This is a genomic window from Zobellia sp. B3R18 (assembly GCF_018860715.1).
Taxonomy (GTDB): domain Bacteria; phylum Bacteroidota; class Bacteroidia; order Flavobacteriales; family Flavobacteriaceae; genus Zobellia; species Zobellia russellii.
The window spans coordinates 26,209-43,581 of record NZ_JAHKQG010000014.1 but is presented as its reverse complement, the minus strand read 5'-3'; the positions used below and the strand labels follow the sequence as shown (position 1 = coordinate 43,581).

13 protein-coding genes are annotated in these 17,373 nt (G+C 39.2%); 2 read left to right on the top strand and 11 right to left on the bottom strand.

From position 1 onward, the window contains the following. Positions 1-29: 29 nt before the first annotated feature. The 4 genes from KO513_RS16915 to leuC all read right to left on the bottom strand — a co-directional run bounded on the left by KO513_RS16915 (position 30) and on the right by leuC (position 4,136). Complete coding sequence (locus tag KO513_RS16915) at positions 30-377, bottom strand: four helix bundle protein (RefSeq protein ID WP_215914443.1); 348 nt, start codon at positions 375-377, stop codon at positions 30-32. Between the two features lie 55 nt (positions 378-432). Further along, complete coding sequence (locus KO513_RS16910) at positions 433-1,947, bottom strand: alpha-isopropylmalate synthase regulatory domain-containing protein (RefSeq protein WP_215914442.1); 1,515 nt, start codon at positions 1,945-1,947, stop codon at positions 433-435. A 137-nt stretch (positions 1,948-2,084) separates the two neighbouring features. Next, positions 2,085-2,681, bottom strand: a complete 597-nt coding sequence (gene leuD / locus KO513_RS16905; RefSeq protein ID WP_215914441.1) for a 3-isopropylmalate dehydratase small subunit — start codon at positions 2,679-2,681, stop codon at positions 2,085-2,087. A 39-nt stretch (positions 2,682-2,720) separates the two neighbouring features. Continuing rightward, positions 2,721-4,136: a 3-isopropylmalate dehydratase large subunit gene (gene leuC, locus KO513_RS16900; RefSeq protein WP_215914440.1), complete on the bottom strand. Its 1,416-nt coding sequence runs from the start codon at positions 4,134-4,136 to the stop codon at positions 2,721-2,723. Between the two features lie 302 nt (positions 4,137-4,438). Here leuC and KO513_RS16895 point away from each other — a divergent pair, with 302 nt between their 5' ends. Beyond that, entirely contained in the window at positions 4,439-5,434 is a 996-nt protein-coding gene (locus KO513_RS16895; RefSeq protein ID WP_215914439.1) for a DUF4138 domain-containing protein, read from the top strand. A gap of 155 nt (positions 5,435-5,589) precedes the next feature. Here KO513_RS16895 and KO513_RS16890 read toward each other — a convergent pair whose 3' ends face one another. Further along, complete coding sequence (locus KO513_RS16890) at positions 5,590-5,988, bottom strand: DUF3592 domain-containing protein (RefSeq protein WP_215914438.1); 399 nt, start codon at positions 5,986-5,988, stop codon at positions 5,590-5,592. A 135-nt stretch (positions 5,989-6,123) separates the two neighbouring features. Here KO513_RS16890 and KO513_RS16885 point away from each other — a divergent pair, with 135 nt between their 5' ends. Then, a complete protein-coding gene (locus KO513_RS16885) occupies positions 6,124-7,554 on the top strand; it encodes a right-handed parallel beta-helix repeat-containing protein (protein ID WP_215914437.1) in 1,431 nt (476 codons plus the stop codon). A 155-nt stretch (positions 7,555-7,709) separates the two neighbouring features. On the opposite strand, the gene KO513_RS16880 is transcribed toward KO513_RS16885, so the two are convergent. The 6 genes from KO513_RS16880 to KO513_RS16855 all read right to left on the bottom strand — a co-directional run bounded on the left by KO513_RS16880 (position 7,710) and on the right by KO513_RS16855 (position 17,367). Then, positions 7,710-8,252 (bottom strand): SMI1/KNR4 family protein, encoded by a 543-nt coding sequence (locus KO513_RS16880; RefSeq protein ID WP_215914436.1) that lies wholly within the window; start codon positions 8,250-8,252, stop codon positions 7,710-7,712. A gap of 1 nt (position 8,253) precedes the next feature. Further along, the gene (locus KO513_RS16875) at positions 8,254-12,432 is read right to left on the bottom strand and encodes a DUF6531 domain-containing protein (RefSeq protein WP_215914435.1); all 4,179 of its coding nucleotides are present in this window, start codon (positions 12,430-12,432) and stop codon (positions 8,254-8,256) included. Between the two features lie 152 nt (positions 12,433-12,584). Next, positions 12,585-13,919 carry a hypothetical protein gene (locus KO513_RS16870; RefSeq protein ID WP_215914434.1) on the bottom strand — a complete coding sequence of 445 codons (1,335 nt, stop codon included), beginning with the start codon at positions 13,917-13,919 and terminating at the stop codon, positions 12,585-12,587. Between the two features lie 11 nt (positions 13,920-13,930). Beyond that, on the bottom strand, positions 13,931-15,706 hold the full coding sequence (locus KO513_RS16865) for a type VI secretion system Vgr family protein (RefSeq protein WP_215914433.1): 1,776 nt from the start codon (positions 15,704-15,706) through the stop codon (positions 13,931-13,933). Positions 15,707-16,112: 406 nt separating this feature from the next. Continuing rightward, entirely contained in the window at positions 16,113-16,655 is a 543-nt protein-coding gene (locus KO513_RS16860; RefSeq protein ID WP_215914432.1) for a hypothetical protein, read from the bottom strand. Between the two features lie 133 nt (positions 16,656-16,788). Next, on the bottom strand, positions 16,789-17,367 hold the full coding sequence (locus KO513_RS16855) for a hypothetical protein (protein WP_215914431.1): 579 nt from the start codon (positions 17,365-17,367) through the stop codon (positions 16,789-16,791). Between the last annotated feature and the right edge of the window lie 6 nt (positions 17,368-17,373).

Sequence of the window (17,373 nt, the reverse complement as noted above, 5' to 3'; positions counted from 1 at the left end):
ATTATCTATTTGTTGGTGTGTAAGGTTAATTAAATTTTATTAATCAAATTATTTAAACTTCTCCTGATTCTATCAACCTTGTTATTAAGGTCTGAAAAAATTTGGTTTTCAATATATCCTAAATCCTGCGCTAGAACTGTAAAGTATTCCAATTCATTGGCCGAGCCTTGTGAAATTATAAGAAATCTTTTGAACTCAGCGTCTGATTCCCTTCCGCAACCCTCTGCAATATTGGACGGAATTGAATATGCAGCTCTCCGCATTTGGCTTACCATTCCATATATTTCATGTTTAGGGAAATCTTTGGTTAATTGATAGACCATTAAGGTTATTTCATGGCCTAACTCCCAAACCTTATATTTTCTATAATCCCTCATTTTTTATTCAACTCTCAATTATAATCATGCTATTAGCGTATGGCGATTGGCATGATTAAATAATATTAAGCATCTTTTCTGTTGCTTTGATTGCGGATACCGTTTGATCGGAATCCAAACCTCGGGTAATTAATTCTTTACTTCCATTCTGCCACGTAATTATGGTTTCGCATAAGGCATCGGAGTTACTTCCTGGAGGAATCCTTACAGCATAATCGACTAAATTGGGCAATTCTATTTTTTTGGAAACGTATAGTTTTCGAAGGGCGTTCATAAAGGCATCATATTGCCCGTCTCCTTGTGCATGTGCCTCCAAAAGTTCTCCGTTAATTTCTAAAGAAACGGTTGTAGACGGTCTTAAGCCCATTGCGTGGGTAAGAACATACGATTTTATAAAAACCTTTTGTTGATGATTTCCGCTATCTAAAATATCGGAAATGATATATGGTAAATCGTCTTTGGTAACTTTTTCTTTTTTATCACCCAGCTCAATAATTCGTTGCGTAACCTTCTTTAGCTCCTCGTCATTTAAGGTGAGCCCCAGTTCCTGAAGGTTTTTTTGAATATTGGCTTTTCCAGACGTTTTTCCAAGAGCGTATTTACGCTTTCTGCCAAATCTTTCAGGTAAAAGGTCGTTAAAATAAAGGTTGTTTTTACTATCTCCATCCGCATGTATTCCAGCGGTTTGTGTAAATACATTATCACCAACGATTGGTTTGTTGTACGGTATGCCTACACCGGTGAATGCAGAAACAAGTTTACTTACTTTATATAATGAAGACTCGTTTACATTGATTTTAACATCCGTCAAAAAATCATTTATTACCGCTACGGCACTCGCCATGGGAGCATTTCCTGCTCGTTCGCCCATTCCGTTTACCGTAAGGTGCAGTCCGTGGCAACCGGCTTTAACCGCTTCCATAACATTTGCCACACCAAGGTCATAATCATTATGACCATGAAAATCAAAATGAGTATTTGGGTAACGTGCTACAATTTCCGAAATGTAATCAAATGTTTCGGTGTGTGTCAATACACCCAATGTATCCGGAAGTAAAACGCGTTTAACAGGCTGTTGCGTAAGAAAATCCAAGTATTGAAAAACGTATTCTTTGGAAGTGCGCATACCATTACTCCAGTCTTCAAGATACACATTGGTGTCAATGTTATTTTTGGAAGCCAAGGCAATTGCCTTTTCAATATCTGAAAAATGTTCTTCCGGAGTTTTTTTAAGCTGATGGGTAAGGTGGTTCAATGAACCCTTGGTAAGCAAGTTTTGCACTTTAGCACCTGCCTTTTTCATCCAATCTATTGAAACACCACCGTCTACAAACGTAAGAACCTCAACTTTATCAATACAGTTTTCTGCCGACGCCCATTCCGCTATTTGTTTAACGGACTCCAATTCGCCATCGGAAACACGTGCCGAAGCTACTTCAATACGGTCTACTTTTAATTCGCCTAAAAGTAATTTGGCCAAGGTGAGTTTTTCGGAAACGGAAAAGGATACGCCAGAGGTTTGTTCGCCGTCGCGCAGCGTGGTATCCATAATTTCCAGTTTTCTTTTCATTTGCTCTAGGGTTTCTTTAGAACTGTAGTTGTATTAAGGTGATATTGTCGTAATTGGTGTAAAGGAAAAAACAACCTGCCGAAACTCCAATGGTCCGGCAGATTGCGGTAATCGTTTATCAGGTCTGCAATGGAAGGTTATAAAGGTCTATCCGCTGCAAATTCCTTGATTTCTTCCTGAATGTTCAAAAGGTAGTCAATGTCATCAAAACCGTTCAACATATTCGCCTTTTTGTATGCGTTAATGTCAAAGCTTTCAGACTCTCCGCTACCTTCTATGGTAATGGCTTGTTCCGGTAGGCTAACTTCAAAAGTAGCTTCTGGATTAGCTTCTATCGCCTTGAATATTTTATCAAGGAAGTCTGCGCTCACCTGAACGGGAAGCACGCCAATATTCAGACAGTTGTTTCTGAAGATATCTGCAAAGAAACTGGAAACCACACAACGGAACCCATAATCATAAACAGCCCAAGCTGCATGTTCACGAGAGGAACCTGAACCAAAGTTTTTTCCTCCAACTAGGATTTTACCATTGTAAGTAGGATTGTTAAGAACAAAATCCTTCTTTTCGGAACCATCGCCGTTATAACGCCAATCTCTAAAAAGATTATCGCCAAAACCTTTACGCTCGGTAGCCTTTAAGAATCTAGCCGGTATAATTTGATCGGTGTCCACGTTCTCTATAGGAAGTGGTACTGCCGATGATTTTAAAGTATTGAATTTATCGTATGCCATAATTTCAAATTGTAATTCTGATTTTAGATATAAATAAACTTAGGCGGTTTCAACTTCCAATAATTCCCTTGGATCGGTAACCTTTCCTGTAACAGCTGCCGCTGCTGCAACTAACGGACTCGCCAATAGGGTTCTGGAACCTGGGCCTTGTCTTCCTTCAAAGTTTCTGTTAGAAGTACTTACCGCGTATTTCCCAGCAGGAACTTTGTCGTCGTTCATTGCCAAACAAGCGGAACAACCCGGTTCGCGAAGTTCAAAGCCGGCTTCGTTCAAAATGGCCAAAAGACCTTCGTCTTTAATTGCTTTCTCCACCTTGTGTGAGCCAGGAACTAGCCATGCCGTAACGTTAGGCGCTTTTGAGCGTCCTTTTACCAATGAGGTAAATAATCTAAAATCTTCAATTCTACCGTTGGTACAACTTCCCAAGAAAACAAAATCGATAGGTTTGCCCATCATGCTATCGCCTTCATTGAAGTTCATATACTGCAACGATTTTTTATATGTAGCAACGCCACCTTCTACAGCATCCGCTTGCGGAATACCATTAGAAATTCCGATGCCCATACCAGGGTTGGTACCATAGGTAATCATCGGTTCTATATCGGCAGCGTTAAATGTAATTTCTTTATCGAATTCAGCACCTTCTTCGGTAGGTAAGGATTTCCAATAAGCCATAGCTTTGTCCCAAGCTTCACCGGTTGGTGTAAATTCTCTTCCCTTTACGTATTCAAATGTTTTTTCGTCCGGAGCGATCATTCCACCACGGGCACCCATTTCAATACTAAGGTTACAAACCGTCATACGGCCTTCCATAGTCATATCACGGAAAACTTGACCGGCATATTCTACAAAGTAACCCGTAGCACCGGAAGTTGTTAATTGAGAGATAATATAAAGTGCAACGTCTTTAGGTGTAACGCCTTTACCCAAGCTGCCTTCAACATTAATTCGCATGCTTTTTGGTTTGGTCTGCATAATACACTGCGAGGCCAAAACCATTTCTACTTCCGAAGTACCGATACCAAAGGCAATTGCCCCAAAAGCACCGTGAGTAGATGTGTGAGAATCACCACAAACGATAGTAGCGCCGGGTTGTGTAATACCATATTCCGGCCCTACAACATGAACGATACCGTTTTTTTCATGGCCAAGTCCCCAATATGAAATACCAAATTCATTGGAGTTTTCCTCTAGCATACGCAACTGATTTGCAGATAGAGGATCCTCTACAGGCAAATGTTGGTTAATGGTAGGGGTGTTATGGTCTGCCGTAGCAAACGTCTTTTCAGGATACATCACTGGGATGCCCCTAGTTTTTATACCTAAGAAAGCAACGGGACTTGTTACTTCATGTACCATGTGGCGGTCTATGAAGAGCACATCTGGTCCATTTTCTATGTGTTGTACCACATGTGAATCCCAAACTTTATCGAATAATGTCTTTTTTGTATTCATTTTATTTAAATTCTAAGCACACAAATCTAATGAAAGTGGACGTTGTTAAGAAATTAATGTAGTTTAAAATTACGATGTTCAACTTATGTAAGACCCAATTATTTTTGTGTTATGTAATTTTATTTTAGGGTAGTTTATCGATTATATTTCGATGAAAATGTTGCATTTGGTCGGTAAAACAAATTAAAGAATCAGGACAACGAAAAAATTGTGAGAACTAAACAAGAGGTTATAATTTTAACGCGCTACGTGCCTAAACGGCAAGGTATAATATCCCAAACTACCTTAAAACCTACTTGTTTATGAAGCTGAAAAATACATTTTTTGTTTTGTTCATTGCGTTTACTACAATTGCAATGAAAGCGAACAACTTGCCTATACCTGTTACCGTAAATGAAAGTATAACGGTTACTTTGTTTTTTCCTTCGGCAATTGAGAAGGTAATTGAGCCAGCTCCCCATTATAAGTTTGATTATGAGCCTAACGCAACAATGGCCACTCTTGTAGCCAGAAAAGGAGCAACAAGTAATCTTACCGTAATTACCAAGGATGGGAGTATTTTTTCGTTTTTACTGCAATATGATAATGAGGTGAACAACTTTACGTATGTGTTGGCCACGGATCAAGCTATTGGAACGTTAAAAGGTTCTAGTGCTGTTGCAGTAAGTAGTAATAAAAATGAAGGTGTAGTTGACCATAACGAAGAGCCCAACAACAAAAAGCCGGTTGTGGAGGCTGGCTCTAACGAACCGTTAACACGCACCACATCCAAAGAAAAAAGAAATGTAAATAAAAAGACTCCAGCCAAGGAAGAGATCTATGACTCTGTAGAAGACGAAACGCCAGAAAATACAGGAAGCAGTCTCTACAATTCGGATAGGGAAAGCTATTATCAGATTTTTTGTGAAAATAGTTATTTAAAAAAATCCCGCTTTAAGAAAAGCTCCAACACTATTAATTTAATAGGGCTGCACCTAAACAATATCATCAAGGACCATAATGATTTGCATTTTGTAATGGAAATTAAAAACGATTCATGGACCGATTTTAAAGTGAAGTCATTGAAGTTTTTTATAAAATCACTGAAAGGGAATCACGAAATAGAAATGAAAGAATTGTTCGTTTATAACTTACAAGAATCCATAGCTGCCCACAGTGCCAATAATCTAGTATTTATCTGTAAAGATTTTGCTTTGGGCAAAGGTCAGAATATTTATGTGCTGCTCAAAGAAGAGGAGGGTAGAGAACGCTCTGTAATGTTGAGTTTAAATGGGGAACAAATTAAGCCTGGCAAGTAATATGTATCTATAACCTACAATTAGTTTTGTTTTAATTGTAGGTTACTAATTCTTCCATGGGAAAGCAACTTTCCTATACACTTTTCAACTCACTGGGCTTTTAAGCTTGTGATATGATGTTTCTCCATACCCAATACACTACAATAGCAATTGTATTAAGTAGCGTTGCTCCCCAATTTTTTTCTGAAATTGTAGAGCGAAAATAAGATACCCAGACCAATTAAAAGGTAAAGCCCGTAGGACTGTATAAAAGAGGTTTCGGGAGATTTTGCTAACGTTGGATTTGCGGAATCATAATAAATCGTTACCGAATCGTTTACGGATTTTAAAGTGCCAATAAAAGGGATTGCCAACAGTTCAACCCTACTTTTATATTGGTTGCCATCTTCATCCATGTAGGAAACCGTAGCAAACGACCTTGTGCCCCTTGCCTTTATGTTGTTGTGTATTTCGGTAATCTTGGCTTTGGTTTCAATCCAATTTTCAGAGGTGTTCTGTGCACTTAAGGGCCAGTAGAGTAGTGCGGACAAGAGAAATAGTAGGGAAATTTTCATTAGGGCTGTTATTTGTATAAATATGGTTTCAAGGTATAGTTTAAAGACAACAAATACAATTATTATTAGTTATCTAATCTAAACGCTTACTTAAGTATGTACCTATTTTTATAAGTAAACCTAAGAATTAGATTCATGACAAGAATTCAACATAAACCGATGTACTCCAATGCAATAGTACTATTAGTTGTATTGATAACAATGTTATCGGCTCTTAGTTCTTGCTCAACAGAAAGTGATGGTCCAAACCAAATAAGCGAAACAGAGGATTTGCCAGAGGAACCGGTTGTTGCTAGAGAGGCAAAAATTACTGAATTCACTTTTAAATCGGTTGATAACGAAGGGCTTTCCACCGACATAATCGGCACCTTGAATGAAGACGATAATACCATCCATGTTACGCTCAATTCTTTAATGCTTTCCATAGAAGAACTGACACCAACAATTACAGTTAGTTCTGGAGCCGATATTAGTCCGGCATCAAAAGCTGTGCAGGATTTTAGCAATGAAGTCACTTATACCGTAACAGCAGAAAATGGAACAGCGGTAACCTATAAAGTTTTGCCTAACATTACTAGTAATCTCTGTAAATCTAATTTACAAGAATCCGGGCCTATTGTTGTTAACGAGGATCATGAACAAATAGAAAATCTATTTATTAAAACATCCAGTCAGCATGGTATTGAAATCAATAACTACAAGGGCGTGGTAATCTCTAATTGTATTATTGAATATACAGGAGCATACATGGGTATTAAATTTTCTAACGCCGATAACCTGACCATAAAAAATTGCTACGTTAAGTATACCAATGCACCTTCTGCAGGGCCTTTAGAGGATTTTACCAGAAACTGTATTGAAGGCTTTAATTCCCCTAATCTGGTCATTACTAATGTAAAAGTTGAAGATGGTTCTACCGGAATTCGATTAAACCAATGTGATGCATCTGAATTAACGTACATAGAAGGGCATAATATGAGAGGTCCTTATCCTAGGGGGCAATTTGTACAGTATGACAAATGCATAGGCGGCTTACTTGAGAATTTTTCTGTAATCAATGATCGCGATGTTGCTTGGACAGAAGACAATATAAGCATCTATAAAAGTGCAGGGCAAGAAATAAAGAAAGGTCTTATAATAGGGAATAACAGTCCAACAGGCGTGGGTGTTTTATTTGAGGACCAAAATACCGAAGGTGCCCGTGGCGGTTACGGTGGTGTAGTAGAGGATGTGGACTTTTTAGAGATGGGTAATGGCGTTGTTTCATCCGTAGAAGGTTCTAAGAATGTAACGTTCACTAGAATTCGGGCTAAAGAAATCATTTGTGACGAGTTAGGTCAAGGAAGAGGGAATCCTACCTCTAACTCTCTAATATTCGCAGCTTTTGGTACTGCCGAAAACACCGGAAATAATAAAATAATAGATTGCCTTGTTTATGATTCCTGTAACCCGACCAATATCGTCTGGCCCGAACATAATTTTGAGGTAATAGATTATAGGGATGATATTGATTTTGAATCGAGAAGCCCAATAGTTCTCAATTTTGATTGCGTAGCTGATAATTAGAAGAAGTAAAGTGATGTTACAGGGTTTGCTTGGGCCATTCTTTCAGGATATCCCAACTTTAGTTCTCGTCTAAAAATACAAAAGCTACCTAAATGTTTAGATAGCTTTGTTTTTAGTTTATTCTTACTCAGTACGGCACTCGTTACAAGCGAGCGCTAGCGGGGATTAATATAAATGGGTTCAAAGGTAGCTGGTAAAGAACTTTCAGTGAAAGGTAAAATTTCTTTAAACTTATTTTTAGATGTTAGCTTTTCAAAGAAATCGTATAAGTTCCCCCCTGTTTTAGTAAAGCCCAAACCTTTGAAATCTGTTATATAAATATCAAATTCCTCAGAGTTTTCACTTTCTATGTCCCAAAAAAGATAATGTCCGTTTTCACTCATAGCAAATGGAATCAAATCTTTTAATTTTTTATATGATAAGTCCGGTTCCATGTCGAACCAGAGTTCGTCTTCGTTGTCAAGAACTTCTTGATAAGTGCCAATGATTTCCTGACTTCTTATAAAAAAAGAATCGGGATAATTTTCCATTGGAACATAAATTATAAATAGGTCGCATGATAGACCGTAACCATAATTTTCTACAAAATCTATATAAGACTTTGGAAATTTTCTACCATTAAAAAAACTATGGCTATGTAGCATTTCTATGCTACCCGGAGTTAATTTGTCCCTTACTTTCTTTAAATTGTAACTCATATTATTTGCAACAAAATGTATTTTGCCTTAACCCGTTTTGTATAGTTGTATCAGCGACTACATTTCCCTTTTGGTCTATCGCAAAAATACTCATTGAATCAGGTACTAAGTTATTACCTATATAATTTGGCTTTACCTCAACCAAAACGGTATTTCCAGCCTTAACATGTTTCGTTATTTTGTTCTCTACCTTTGACATTCCAGGATGATTGGTGCCATCTGTTAGTGTTACTATATTTCGTGCGTCTGTACCACTTCCACCATGATTGTTAGCGATAATATGACCCCTTTGTTGATGGTGAGGATGGGCTCCTCCCTCCCATCCTGGAGGATTGATTCCTGCATCTGTACCAGTTCCCAAAGTTGATTGGTTAACTTCCGCGATTCCACCCGTTGGTCTGCCAAGAGTATCCAAAGGAAAGTAATCGGCATTGAGCCCCATTTTATCAAACCAATTGTTTATATCCTTAACATAAGCATATTGATTTGGATTTCTACTGGCCAAGCCTATTGGATCTATGGATAAATATATTCCCGTGTCTGCAGAGTAATACCTAAATCTATTATAATACAACCTAGTTTCTGCATCCTCATATTGCCCTTGGTAACGAAACGGACAATCTTCCAAAGAACCTTCAACAAGTTTACGTACTTTTCCGTAAATATCATATTCAACCGCCCAAGTTTTTTCGCCTCGCGCGTTGTACATTTCTACGGGGGTACCCAAGTAATCTGTAATGATCGAGAATTGCTCTCCATCAATAATTTTGGCCGCAGGTTTAAAAGTGCCTTCATCAAATACCCAGGTAATTAAATTCTCAACGGGTTCTTCTTTATCCTTTGTAAGCATGCCCCATTCATCTACCATCCATTCTGGGCGGTCATTTAAAGGGTACTTCCATTCATGTAGCGGTACGTTGCCGTCCCAAACAAAGCGCGTTATGCTGCTTCTCGACTTGGCCCGTGCCGGTATTACATTTTTAGCCGTACGCCTTCCTAGGGCGTCGTATTCAAATTCTATTCTTTCTCCATTGGTTTTGGTTACCGCTTGTAGCATACCGTTGCCGTACCAATCGTATACTTCGGTTCCGCTAGGTGTCCGTTTCTCGGTCAGGTTACCTTCATCGTCATATTTAAAAGTGGTACGGCCATCTTTTAATAATTGTCCACCTGCACCATATTTACGGTCGCTTTTGCCTTGGCTTCTATAAAGGTTGCCCACTTCATCGGGCAGCTTATAGTCCATATCATTATTCTCGTACTTGGCAGAGGCCAAATTACCGAACTGGTCATGGGTGTAAGAGACTTGTCCTTTGGTCAATTGGTCTACCATTATCTTAAGCCGGTCGTTCACGCTCCAGTTGTAGGTTCTATGGCGCATTTCGCTACGGCCGCGGCTAACTTTTTGGCGTACGGGACGCCCAGCCTCGTCATATTCCATCTCGGCCCTTACTCCGCCCGGAAGTAGGCGTTCTATTTCCATGCCTACACTGTTATAGGCGAAATTGGTACTCCATGTTTTTGGTTTTTGGGTGACCCCGGTATTCTCTTTGGAATGTATATCGTTCACCTGGGCGTTCATCGTTTCAATCTGGCCCATTTTGTTTCGCAATAGGTCTATTTCCGCGCCTAGACTACTTGTAATTTGTATCCGGTTGCCTAATTTGTCATAGGTACTTTCAACAAGGTGCCCGTCTTGGTTTTCAGCAACAACTCTTCCGGCATTGTCGCGGATGAGTTGTACGGTACTATTTTGGTTAACGGCTTCAATAAGATTGCCGTTACGGTCGTAACTATAAGTCTCCCACGTACCATCACTATGTTCGGCCCTAGTAATTCTACCATTGTTGTCATATTCATATTCGGTAAACTTGCCACCGGGGCGGTTGACTCGGTAAACTTTTCCCGCGCGATCGCGTTGGTACATGCGGGTAAGGCCATCAAAACCGGTTTCGGTAATAATCTCCCCATTGGGGTTGCGTTTAAAGCGGTAGCGCTCTCCATGTTCGTTGTCTATGTAACGTAGTTGTTCTTCCGTATCATAATTAAAGAATACTTTTCTCCCGCGTTCTTCTCTCATTTTGAGGCTTCCCATAGGGGTGTATTCAAACTTTACCTTGCCATTTTTTTGATGTAGCTCTGTAACCTCGTCATAAGCGTTGTATTTAAACTGTACGGCATTATTATCGGCTTCTACCACTTGCTTTAGCCGATCTAGCTCGTCATAATCAAAATTCTGTTCGTGTCCGGCGGCATTCTTGGTTTTATGGCAACGGCCCCAAGCATCGTATTTCCAAGTGGCTACTGCTTTGTTGGGCAGTACCATTTTAGAAAGGTTAAAGTCTTTATCGTAGGCTAGGGAAGAGGTGTTTCCGGCATTGTCACGTACCTCGTTTATAAGCCCGTATTCGTTATAATCAAAAGAGGTTACCCCGCCATCAGCGGAAATAATAGCATGTAGGCGGTCTTCTTTAAAGGTGCGTACCGTAGAACCACCAATGGGTGGTTTTGTCAGTACCAAACGGTCTTTCTCATCGTACACAAAAGTGGTTACAGCGCCATCCGGACTGTGCAGCCCCACCAAGTTACCACGTTCATCATAGCTGTATCCTGTAATGTTGCCTTCTTCATCTATATCTCTGTACGGTTCCATAAATGGGGTGTATTCATGAAAGATATGCCCGCCCATAGGGTCGGTGACCTGAGTGCAGAGATTCAAGTCATTAAAGTAATAAATGCTTGTTTCACCAAGTGAATTGGTAATGATATTTCTACCCTTGCCATATTCTAAGGTTCCGGAAAGTATATCTCCATCGCCACGGGTGGCAATACATTTGGCACCTGTTTTTTTACCATCATACTCCCAATAGAAGGCCTGTCCGTTACGGTCGGTCTTTTTAACCATTAAATGGTTTTCATATTCCATTGTAGTATACTGGTCTAAAGCATCGCCAATTCCTATAAGGTCACCTTCTTTATTGTATCTGTAAGAGACCAATTTTCTGTATTGACCACGGTGTTCGGCAGAAATTTCGGTAATTCGGTTTTTATTGTCCAACCGCATCTCTACAGTTCTGCCAACACTATCAATTATTCGGGTAAGCGCATTACTTGCGTTATATTCCAGTTGCAATTTAAAGCCGTCCGGATTTCTTATTTCCGTAGGCTTGAATAGGGCGGGAGTGCGCTTACTGTATACATAAGTCAAATCCTCCTCATGATTTTCTACTTCATAGGTATTTCGGTTTATATAGGTAAGTGTCAGCTTTTCACTCCGGTGATAATATTGTTCTCCGGGTATTGCTAATATTGGCATAACTGTAATCCGCCCATCTGCCAGGCGCAATACGGAAGCATCTTCTTTTTCATCTATGTGGAGGGCTAAATCATAATTTGAATGAAAACCATGCCCCATTAACCCTTCGTACCTTGAATCTGAATACCAGTTGCGTTCCCATGTAATAGGGATAGGTCCCGGAAGGCTAAAATCCTCTCCATCATACACCATGCGTCCGGTTACCAGGTCCACGGGTTCAAAGCCCATTTTACAAAGCTTTTTGCTTAAACCTTCGGTTGCCGGGAATTTTTTAAGGACAGAATGGTTCAGTTTTTTTAGTCCTTTGCCCAAACTTTTACCCACCCCTTTCATTAGGGCACCAAAACCAAAGCTCATTGCCAGTCCTGTTAACATACCCAAAAGATCGGGTGCATAAGGCCCACCCACCATAACCGGTTGGCCCATGGGTAAGGGAATGGTCATTGATGAGGGAAGGTACATACTGGGTATGGGCTTCAATTTTTTTCCTGGAGCCAATGTTAAGGGCAGGCCAATGTCATTACAAGTCATTAGCATGTGGCCAGATGGGGAAAAATAGTTGCCCTCCGTACTTACCGTAGTACTACCAAAAAAGTTAACTGAATCATGGCCTATCATGGGAGCCATTAAAAATGGCCCTCCCATTGGAATATGAAAAAAAGTCCCCAAAATACCTGCTGTTTGGCTATTGCCTTTAGGAACACTGTTTACGTTTACCGTAGATCCAATAAAGGGAATATAGTCCATTGGGTCCATTACCATTCCGATAAAGGGATGGGGCAGGGGCGTCGGAACACCGAATAAAATAATGATGTGAATATCTATTCCTAAAACCGGTGTAAAATGTTTGTTGGCCAGTAGCATTTTCTATGGGCTTAATCTTTAGTTAAAACTGTTATACTGATCGGGCATTTGCTCCTAAAACTATCAGAATTGCAAAAGCTGTTCATTAATGAAATAATCTTGGCCTTGCACTAAAAGCAATAGCCGTATGATAAAATTCGTATGACCCTTCATTAGGCAGAAACACTTGATTTAAGGTTATGTTCCTGCATTTCCAATTGTTCTTTCCAATTTTTGTCCTCCAGTTCTGTCATGAAGGAATCTATTTGTTTTTGGACCTTTGGGTCTGAGAGCGAATGATGTTCCAAGGCTATATGACCTATGGGACTTGTTTTTAACGCTTCGGGAGTAAGGGTTTGCGCAAAGTTGTAAGCTTTAGCCACTATTTCCCGATAACGTAACGTATTCTTCTTCTTTACTAGCGTATAGGCGGTCATGTAGGCGGTTAATGCTTGTTGCGCCATTTTAAAAGATATGGCCAATTCAGCCTGCTGGCAAAATAAATCTGCCGCTTTCTCAACTTCCTTTTGGTGCTGTTTGCTGGCCGCCATAAAACCATAAGTCTGCAAAAGTATGGGCTTTACGGAATCATCTCCCGATGAAAAGGCCTGCTTGGCTATGGTCTGAGCTCTTTGCAACAATTTGTCAATTGTATCAAACTCCTTAAAATTGAACAACATGCCAGCATAAACGGTATGTGCCGTTGCAAACGAGGCTTTATTTCCTGTTTTTTGGGTGACCTCAATTCCCTTTTCGCCCCACTGGTGTAGGCGTTTTCTGTTGTTTTTTGCTGCACTATTGCCCATTTCGAGCATGCACTCCCTAAATTGTACTTCCGGGTCGTTTGGGTCACCGGAAAGGGCCAGTTTTTTGGTAGCACCCTCTAGGTCCAGGTCAACCATGAGCGATTTAGCTATATCCTTATGCTTTATTTGTATGGGTTCAAAATAATTTTCAGGACTGTGGTCAAAAACCATTAGTCGAACATTGTTGGGTAAACCGCTAGTAAGAATTGTATTCATCCATTCTCTGTAGTCTTCTGTTGATTGTACCGTATAGGGTAGTAACGAAAGAACTAAATGCTGTCTGGAATTGGGCAACGACTTTTGAAAATTTTCTAGCAGTTCGATTAAGAGTAAGTCAAAATTAACATCATCTTTCTGGAGTTGGTTTTGAAAATAATCCTTGTTCCAGGTCAATTTTAATTTTCCTGATTTTATCTGTTCCTGAACTTTTTCATCCTTTTCAAAATTGACCAACCAATCTTTTAAGAGCGCTTTGCTATATGACTTGCTGTCTTCAAAAGGACTAAGAAGTACAATGGGAATATCGGGAATAACCCCATGTGGAGTTGACTCCAAACGAAGAAACCCCTCGTACAATCGGGCGTGGTCAGGCTTAATAATCCATCGTACCCATTGAATATGTTCATGTGGACTTACCTCTGAAATCCATTTCTGTTGGATCCGGGTTACCAATTGTGCTACCGGATTATGCTCGTTATTCATAATTCCAGGTATCAATTAAGATTTAAAAGTCCGCCTTTGATGTTTGTCATGGTCGTGCCATCTGCATCTAGAATACCATCACTTTTCAACTTAAGTTCAGCGCTGCCTTCTACTTGGGTACTAGGTGCGGTCATCTCTACTTTTGCAGCACTATTCACCGTTACCTTAGATGTACCGTCGGCCAATACTTCCTTAGAATTTATATTTACATTATTTGAGCCATCTATATTGACTGTCTTGGATGCTATTATATTTATTTCCTCTGAATTGAGGGTTAGTTTTTTGTTTGCCGAGATTGTAATTTCTCCCTTTCCGTTCATTACTACCGTATTACCATCGGCATCGGAAATGGTTACGCTCCCGTCTTTATCGTTCATAATAACCTCGTTCCCACTACGGGTTTTTATTGCCTTAAGGTCATTGTCAGAATTATAGTAATCACTTTTAGATTTTGTATTGAAGCCTGCACTTATTACATAGGGTTTTTCAGGGTTACCTCCCTCAAAACCTACCAACACCTCTTCGTCTTTTTCCGGGATAAAATAGAACCCTTTTCCATTACCAGCGTAAGGAGTAGTCATTTTAATCCATGGTGTAGTTGTAGCCATTGGTTTTTGCCATGGGAACTGTACTTTTATCCTACCTAATCCTTCAGGATCGGCATTGTCTAGTACAAGCCCGCGTTGATCAGCTGCTCTAGGCATAGCAAAACTGTTAGAATAGGGTAAGTGTTCGGTACCTTCGGGTACGCCCTCAAAGGAATTGCTGTAATGTCCGCTATGGTCAAAACGGTGCACTACTTTTATAATATCGTAAGATCCGTAAGGGTCTTGGTTTTTTGGGTTCGAAAAATTAAGTCCGTTTAATGAAAGCGTATCGCCTACTCGCAAAGCTACTATCTCAGAAGTACCTGAAGCGGTAACCATACCCGATGCCCTTCCAAAGGTGTTTACTTTAGCAGCTGTATCAAGGCCGGATTGGGCGCTATATTCATGCTGGCCCATAGTATAATCGTAACTACTCTTTTTATTAAATACAGTATCCGATTCGCCTTTGACAGGGGAGAGGTAAGGATGAGATGAATTAGCTATGTGGGACGTTGAACTTGCTTCCAAAAGCGTGTCGTTTACCCAATCATGGCCTTTAATATCAAAAACTTGTTCTTTCAACGAAGTAGATAGGTTAAAGGAAAGTACGTCAACTCCATATACACCATTCAGCGTAGCGCTATCTTTTCGCCCTATGCAAAAATCCCGGCCGTTGTGATAAAGCCATACCCCGTATCGACTACAGAGTCTTTGTAAGAATGATAAGTCGCTCTCGTTATATTGCACGGTATAGGGTAATGTAACATCGGTACCTGTTCCTATGCCTTTTTTCAAAATATCGGTGGAATGTCCTTTTAAGGTGTCTTCTACTACTTGTGATAGCGATGTGCCCTCATCATAACTGAAGCACTGTACTGAATTGGCCAACAAAACGGATGGTCCATGACCTGAAATTACAAGGGTACCTGCTGCACCGTTTCCTTTTTGAAGGTCTACATTGGTGATGATACCCGTAAATTCCATTTGCCCCGAATTAAGCCCAATAGACATTTTCTTGCCGATGTAACCCAAGGCATTTTTCATAAGAGGACCGGCATAGGTCTCTGTGGCATGGGCCGGAAAAGCGATACGGAAAGTACTATGGCCACCTATAGCCTGTTCTACGGAAACGGAATAACCAGATTTTGGAAGAAAAGCATTACCATTTAAAATAAGCTTGATCTCTACGATTTTAGACATGCGGTTGTGTTTAAGCGGTTTAAGGTATTTAGAATTATACGAGTTACCAAAAAATCAGAATTGAAATCGATGAACGGCATTTCGTACAAGTACTCATTTTACATACGGATGAATGTAGGGTAAGGGATGGCGTGGGTTTTAATTTGTAAACTTAAAAAAGGAAAAGAAACAAAATAAAAAACAGTTGGGTTAATTCTAGAAACTATAAAAGCTATCTAAACATTGAGGTAGCTTTTATGCTTATTTATTACCGGTGTCATACGCTGCGGTAAGAATTACAACTACTAGAGGAATAATTAAAAGCGGCCAGGCTGGACTTACTATATTTAACTGGACGGTAAGATAAGAGTGTGTTGGCTGTATAAATTAACTTTGAAACATGTCAAGATACAGTATTAAATTACAGTTACTTTACTTTGTAATAGTTGGTGGTAACCAAATTGATCGACTTTACATTTAAAAATCTAAAGTCCAAAAAAAACTTAACACCCGTGGTTTTCCCTGACCCATTAAATTCTTGTACATAAACAGGGATTTCTTTCTGCATATAAAATTTCATTCTCAACGTTATTTGGTCTATTGGCAGATTTGTAGAGAACTTGTATTCCTGATTTTGGTAAATGATGGGGATATAAAAGGTTGATTTAAACCTAGTGATAGTTTCCTGTTTATGGAACCTTTTTCTCATGCTATAGTTGTTTAAACCAGTCCCCCTATAAAAAGTAGAATCATCTGGGTTTAACTCTGTACCATAAACATCTAAGGGTACGCTTTCATTATAATTAATGCCATCTACAATTATGGTATCTGTATTAACCTCAATACGTTTTAGTTTTTCTAACAAAGCTTTGGTCTGCCGAGTTTGTTTTTTTAGCTGCCAGCTTGATATCCATTTGATAGTGATAGTTACCAAAGCAAATAACACGATAGAGAATATTATTTCTTCCATTGTTGGATGTTGAAAGTCTTAAGTATTAAGAACAATTACTACAGTTCTACTTCTTTCCTGATGCTTGGATATTTTTTAAGTATAGAAAAAACTTTAAATTATTTATTATAAACAAACGGACTAGTGGAATCATTTAATACTCTACCGATTTAGTCTTTTTTCTAAAGCCAGTTTCAGAGTTTTCATCTAAAAATAAAAAGGAAAGACTATCGTTCTGTAAAAGATTGTCAAGCAGTTCTTTATGTTTAGCTTCCAATTCCGATACAGTACCAATGTTTAAGCTATCTTGATTTAAACGCTGTATATCTTTCATATAGGGCTCAAAAAAAGCTTGTTTTGATTTTGTGGTATCCACATAATGTTTGGTCCTGACTCTATACGGATTGGTTTTATAACGATCAATATAAATATCTTCAGAATTTTTTAATTTCTCAAAACTTTTATCTTTTCTTAGGAACAATCTAACTGGTTGTCCTTCCATTGCGTTACCGTAGTTGTAAGAAAAGCGAACCAGTTGTTCCTTTTTGAATCTATTGTTTTCAATATCAAAATTAAATGGGATGCTTACCGCTGATATCGTATTCCAACTCTCATTATAATGTAAGTAAACATCTTCTGTAGATGGCGCAAAAGTTATAGTAATTGGTTCTTTGGATGTATCACAGCAGACAGTAAGTATAGATATTACTATTAAAACGATTGTTTTTTTCATAAAAGA

Bases quoted from the DNA above. Each gene is read 5' to 3' on its own strand.
- KO513_RS16915 (WP_215914443.1), bottom strand. From the start codon at position 377: ATGAGGGATTATAGAAAATATAAGGTTTGGGAGTTAGGCCATGAAATA.
- KO513_RS16910 (WP_215914442.1), bottom strand. From the start codon at position 1,947: ATGAAAAGAAAACTGGAAATTATGGATACCACGCTGCGCGACGGCGAA.
- leuD (WP_215914441.1), bottom strand. From the start codon at position 2,681: ATGGCATACGATAAATTCAATACTTTAAAATCATCGGCAGTACCACTT.
- leuC (WP_215914440.1), bottom strand. From the start codon at position 4,136: ATGAATACAAAAAAGACATTATTCGATAAAGTTTGGGATTCACATGTG.
- KO513_RS16895 (WP_215914439.1), top strand. From the start codon at position 4,439: ATGAAGCTGAAAAATACATTTTTTGTTTTGTTCATTGCGTTTACTACA.
- KO513_RS16890 (WP_215914438.1), bottom strand. From the start codon at position 5,988: ATGAAAATTTCCCTACTATTTCTCTTGTCCGCACTACTCTACTGGCCC.
- KO513_RS16885 (WP_215914437.1), top strand. From the start codon at position 6,124: ATGACAAGAATTCAACATAAACCGATGTACTCCAATGCAATAGTACTA.
- KO513_RS16880 (WP_215914436.1), bottom strand. From the start codon at position 8,252: ATGAGTTACAATTTAAAGAAAGTAAGGGACAAATTAACTCCGGGTAGC.
- KO513_RS16875 (WP_215914435.1), bottom strand. From the start codon at position 12,432: ATGCTACTGGCCAACAAACATTTTACACCGGTTTTAGGAATAGATATT.
- KO513_RS16870 (WP_215914434.1), bottom strand. From the start codon at position 13,919: ATGAATAACGAGCATAATCCGGTAGCACAATTGGTAACCCGGATCCAA.
- KO513_RS16865 (WP_215914433.1), bottom strand. From the start codon at position 15,706: ATGTCTAAAATCGTAGAGATCAAGCTTATTTTAAATGGTAATGCTTTT.
- KO513_RS16860 (WP_215914432.1), bottom strand. From the start codon at position 16,655: ATGGAAGAAATAATATTCTCTATCGTGTTATTTGCTTTGGTAACTATC.
- KO513_RS16855 (WP_215914431.1), bottom strand. From the start codon at position 17,367: ATGAAAAAAACAATCGTTTTAATAGTAATATCTATACTTACTGTCTGC.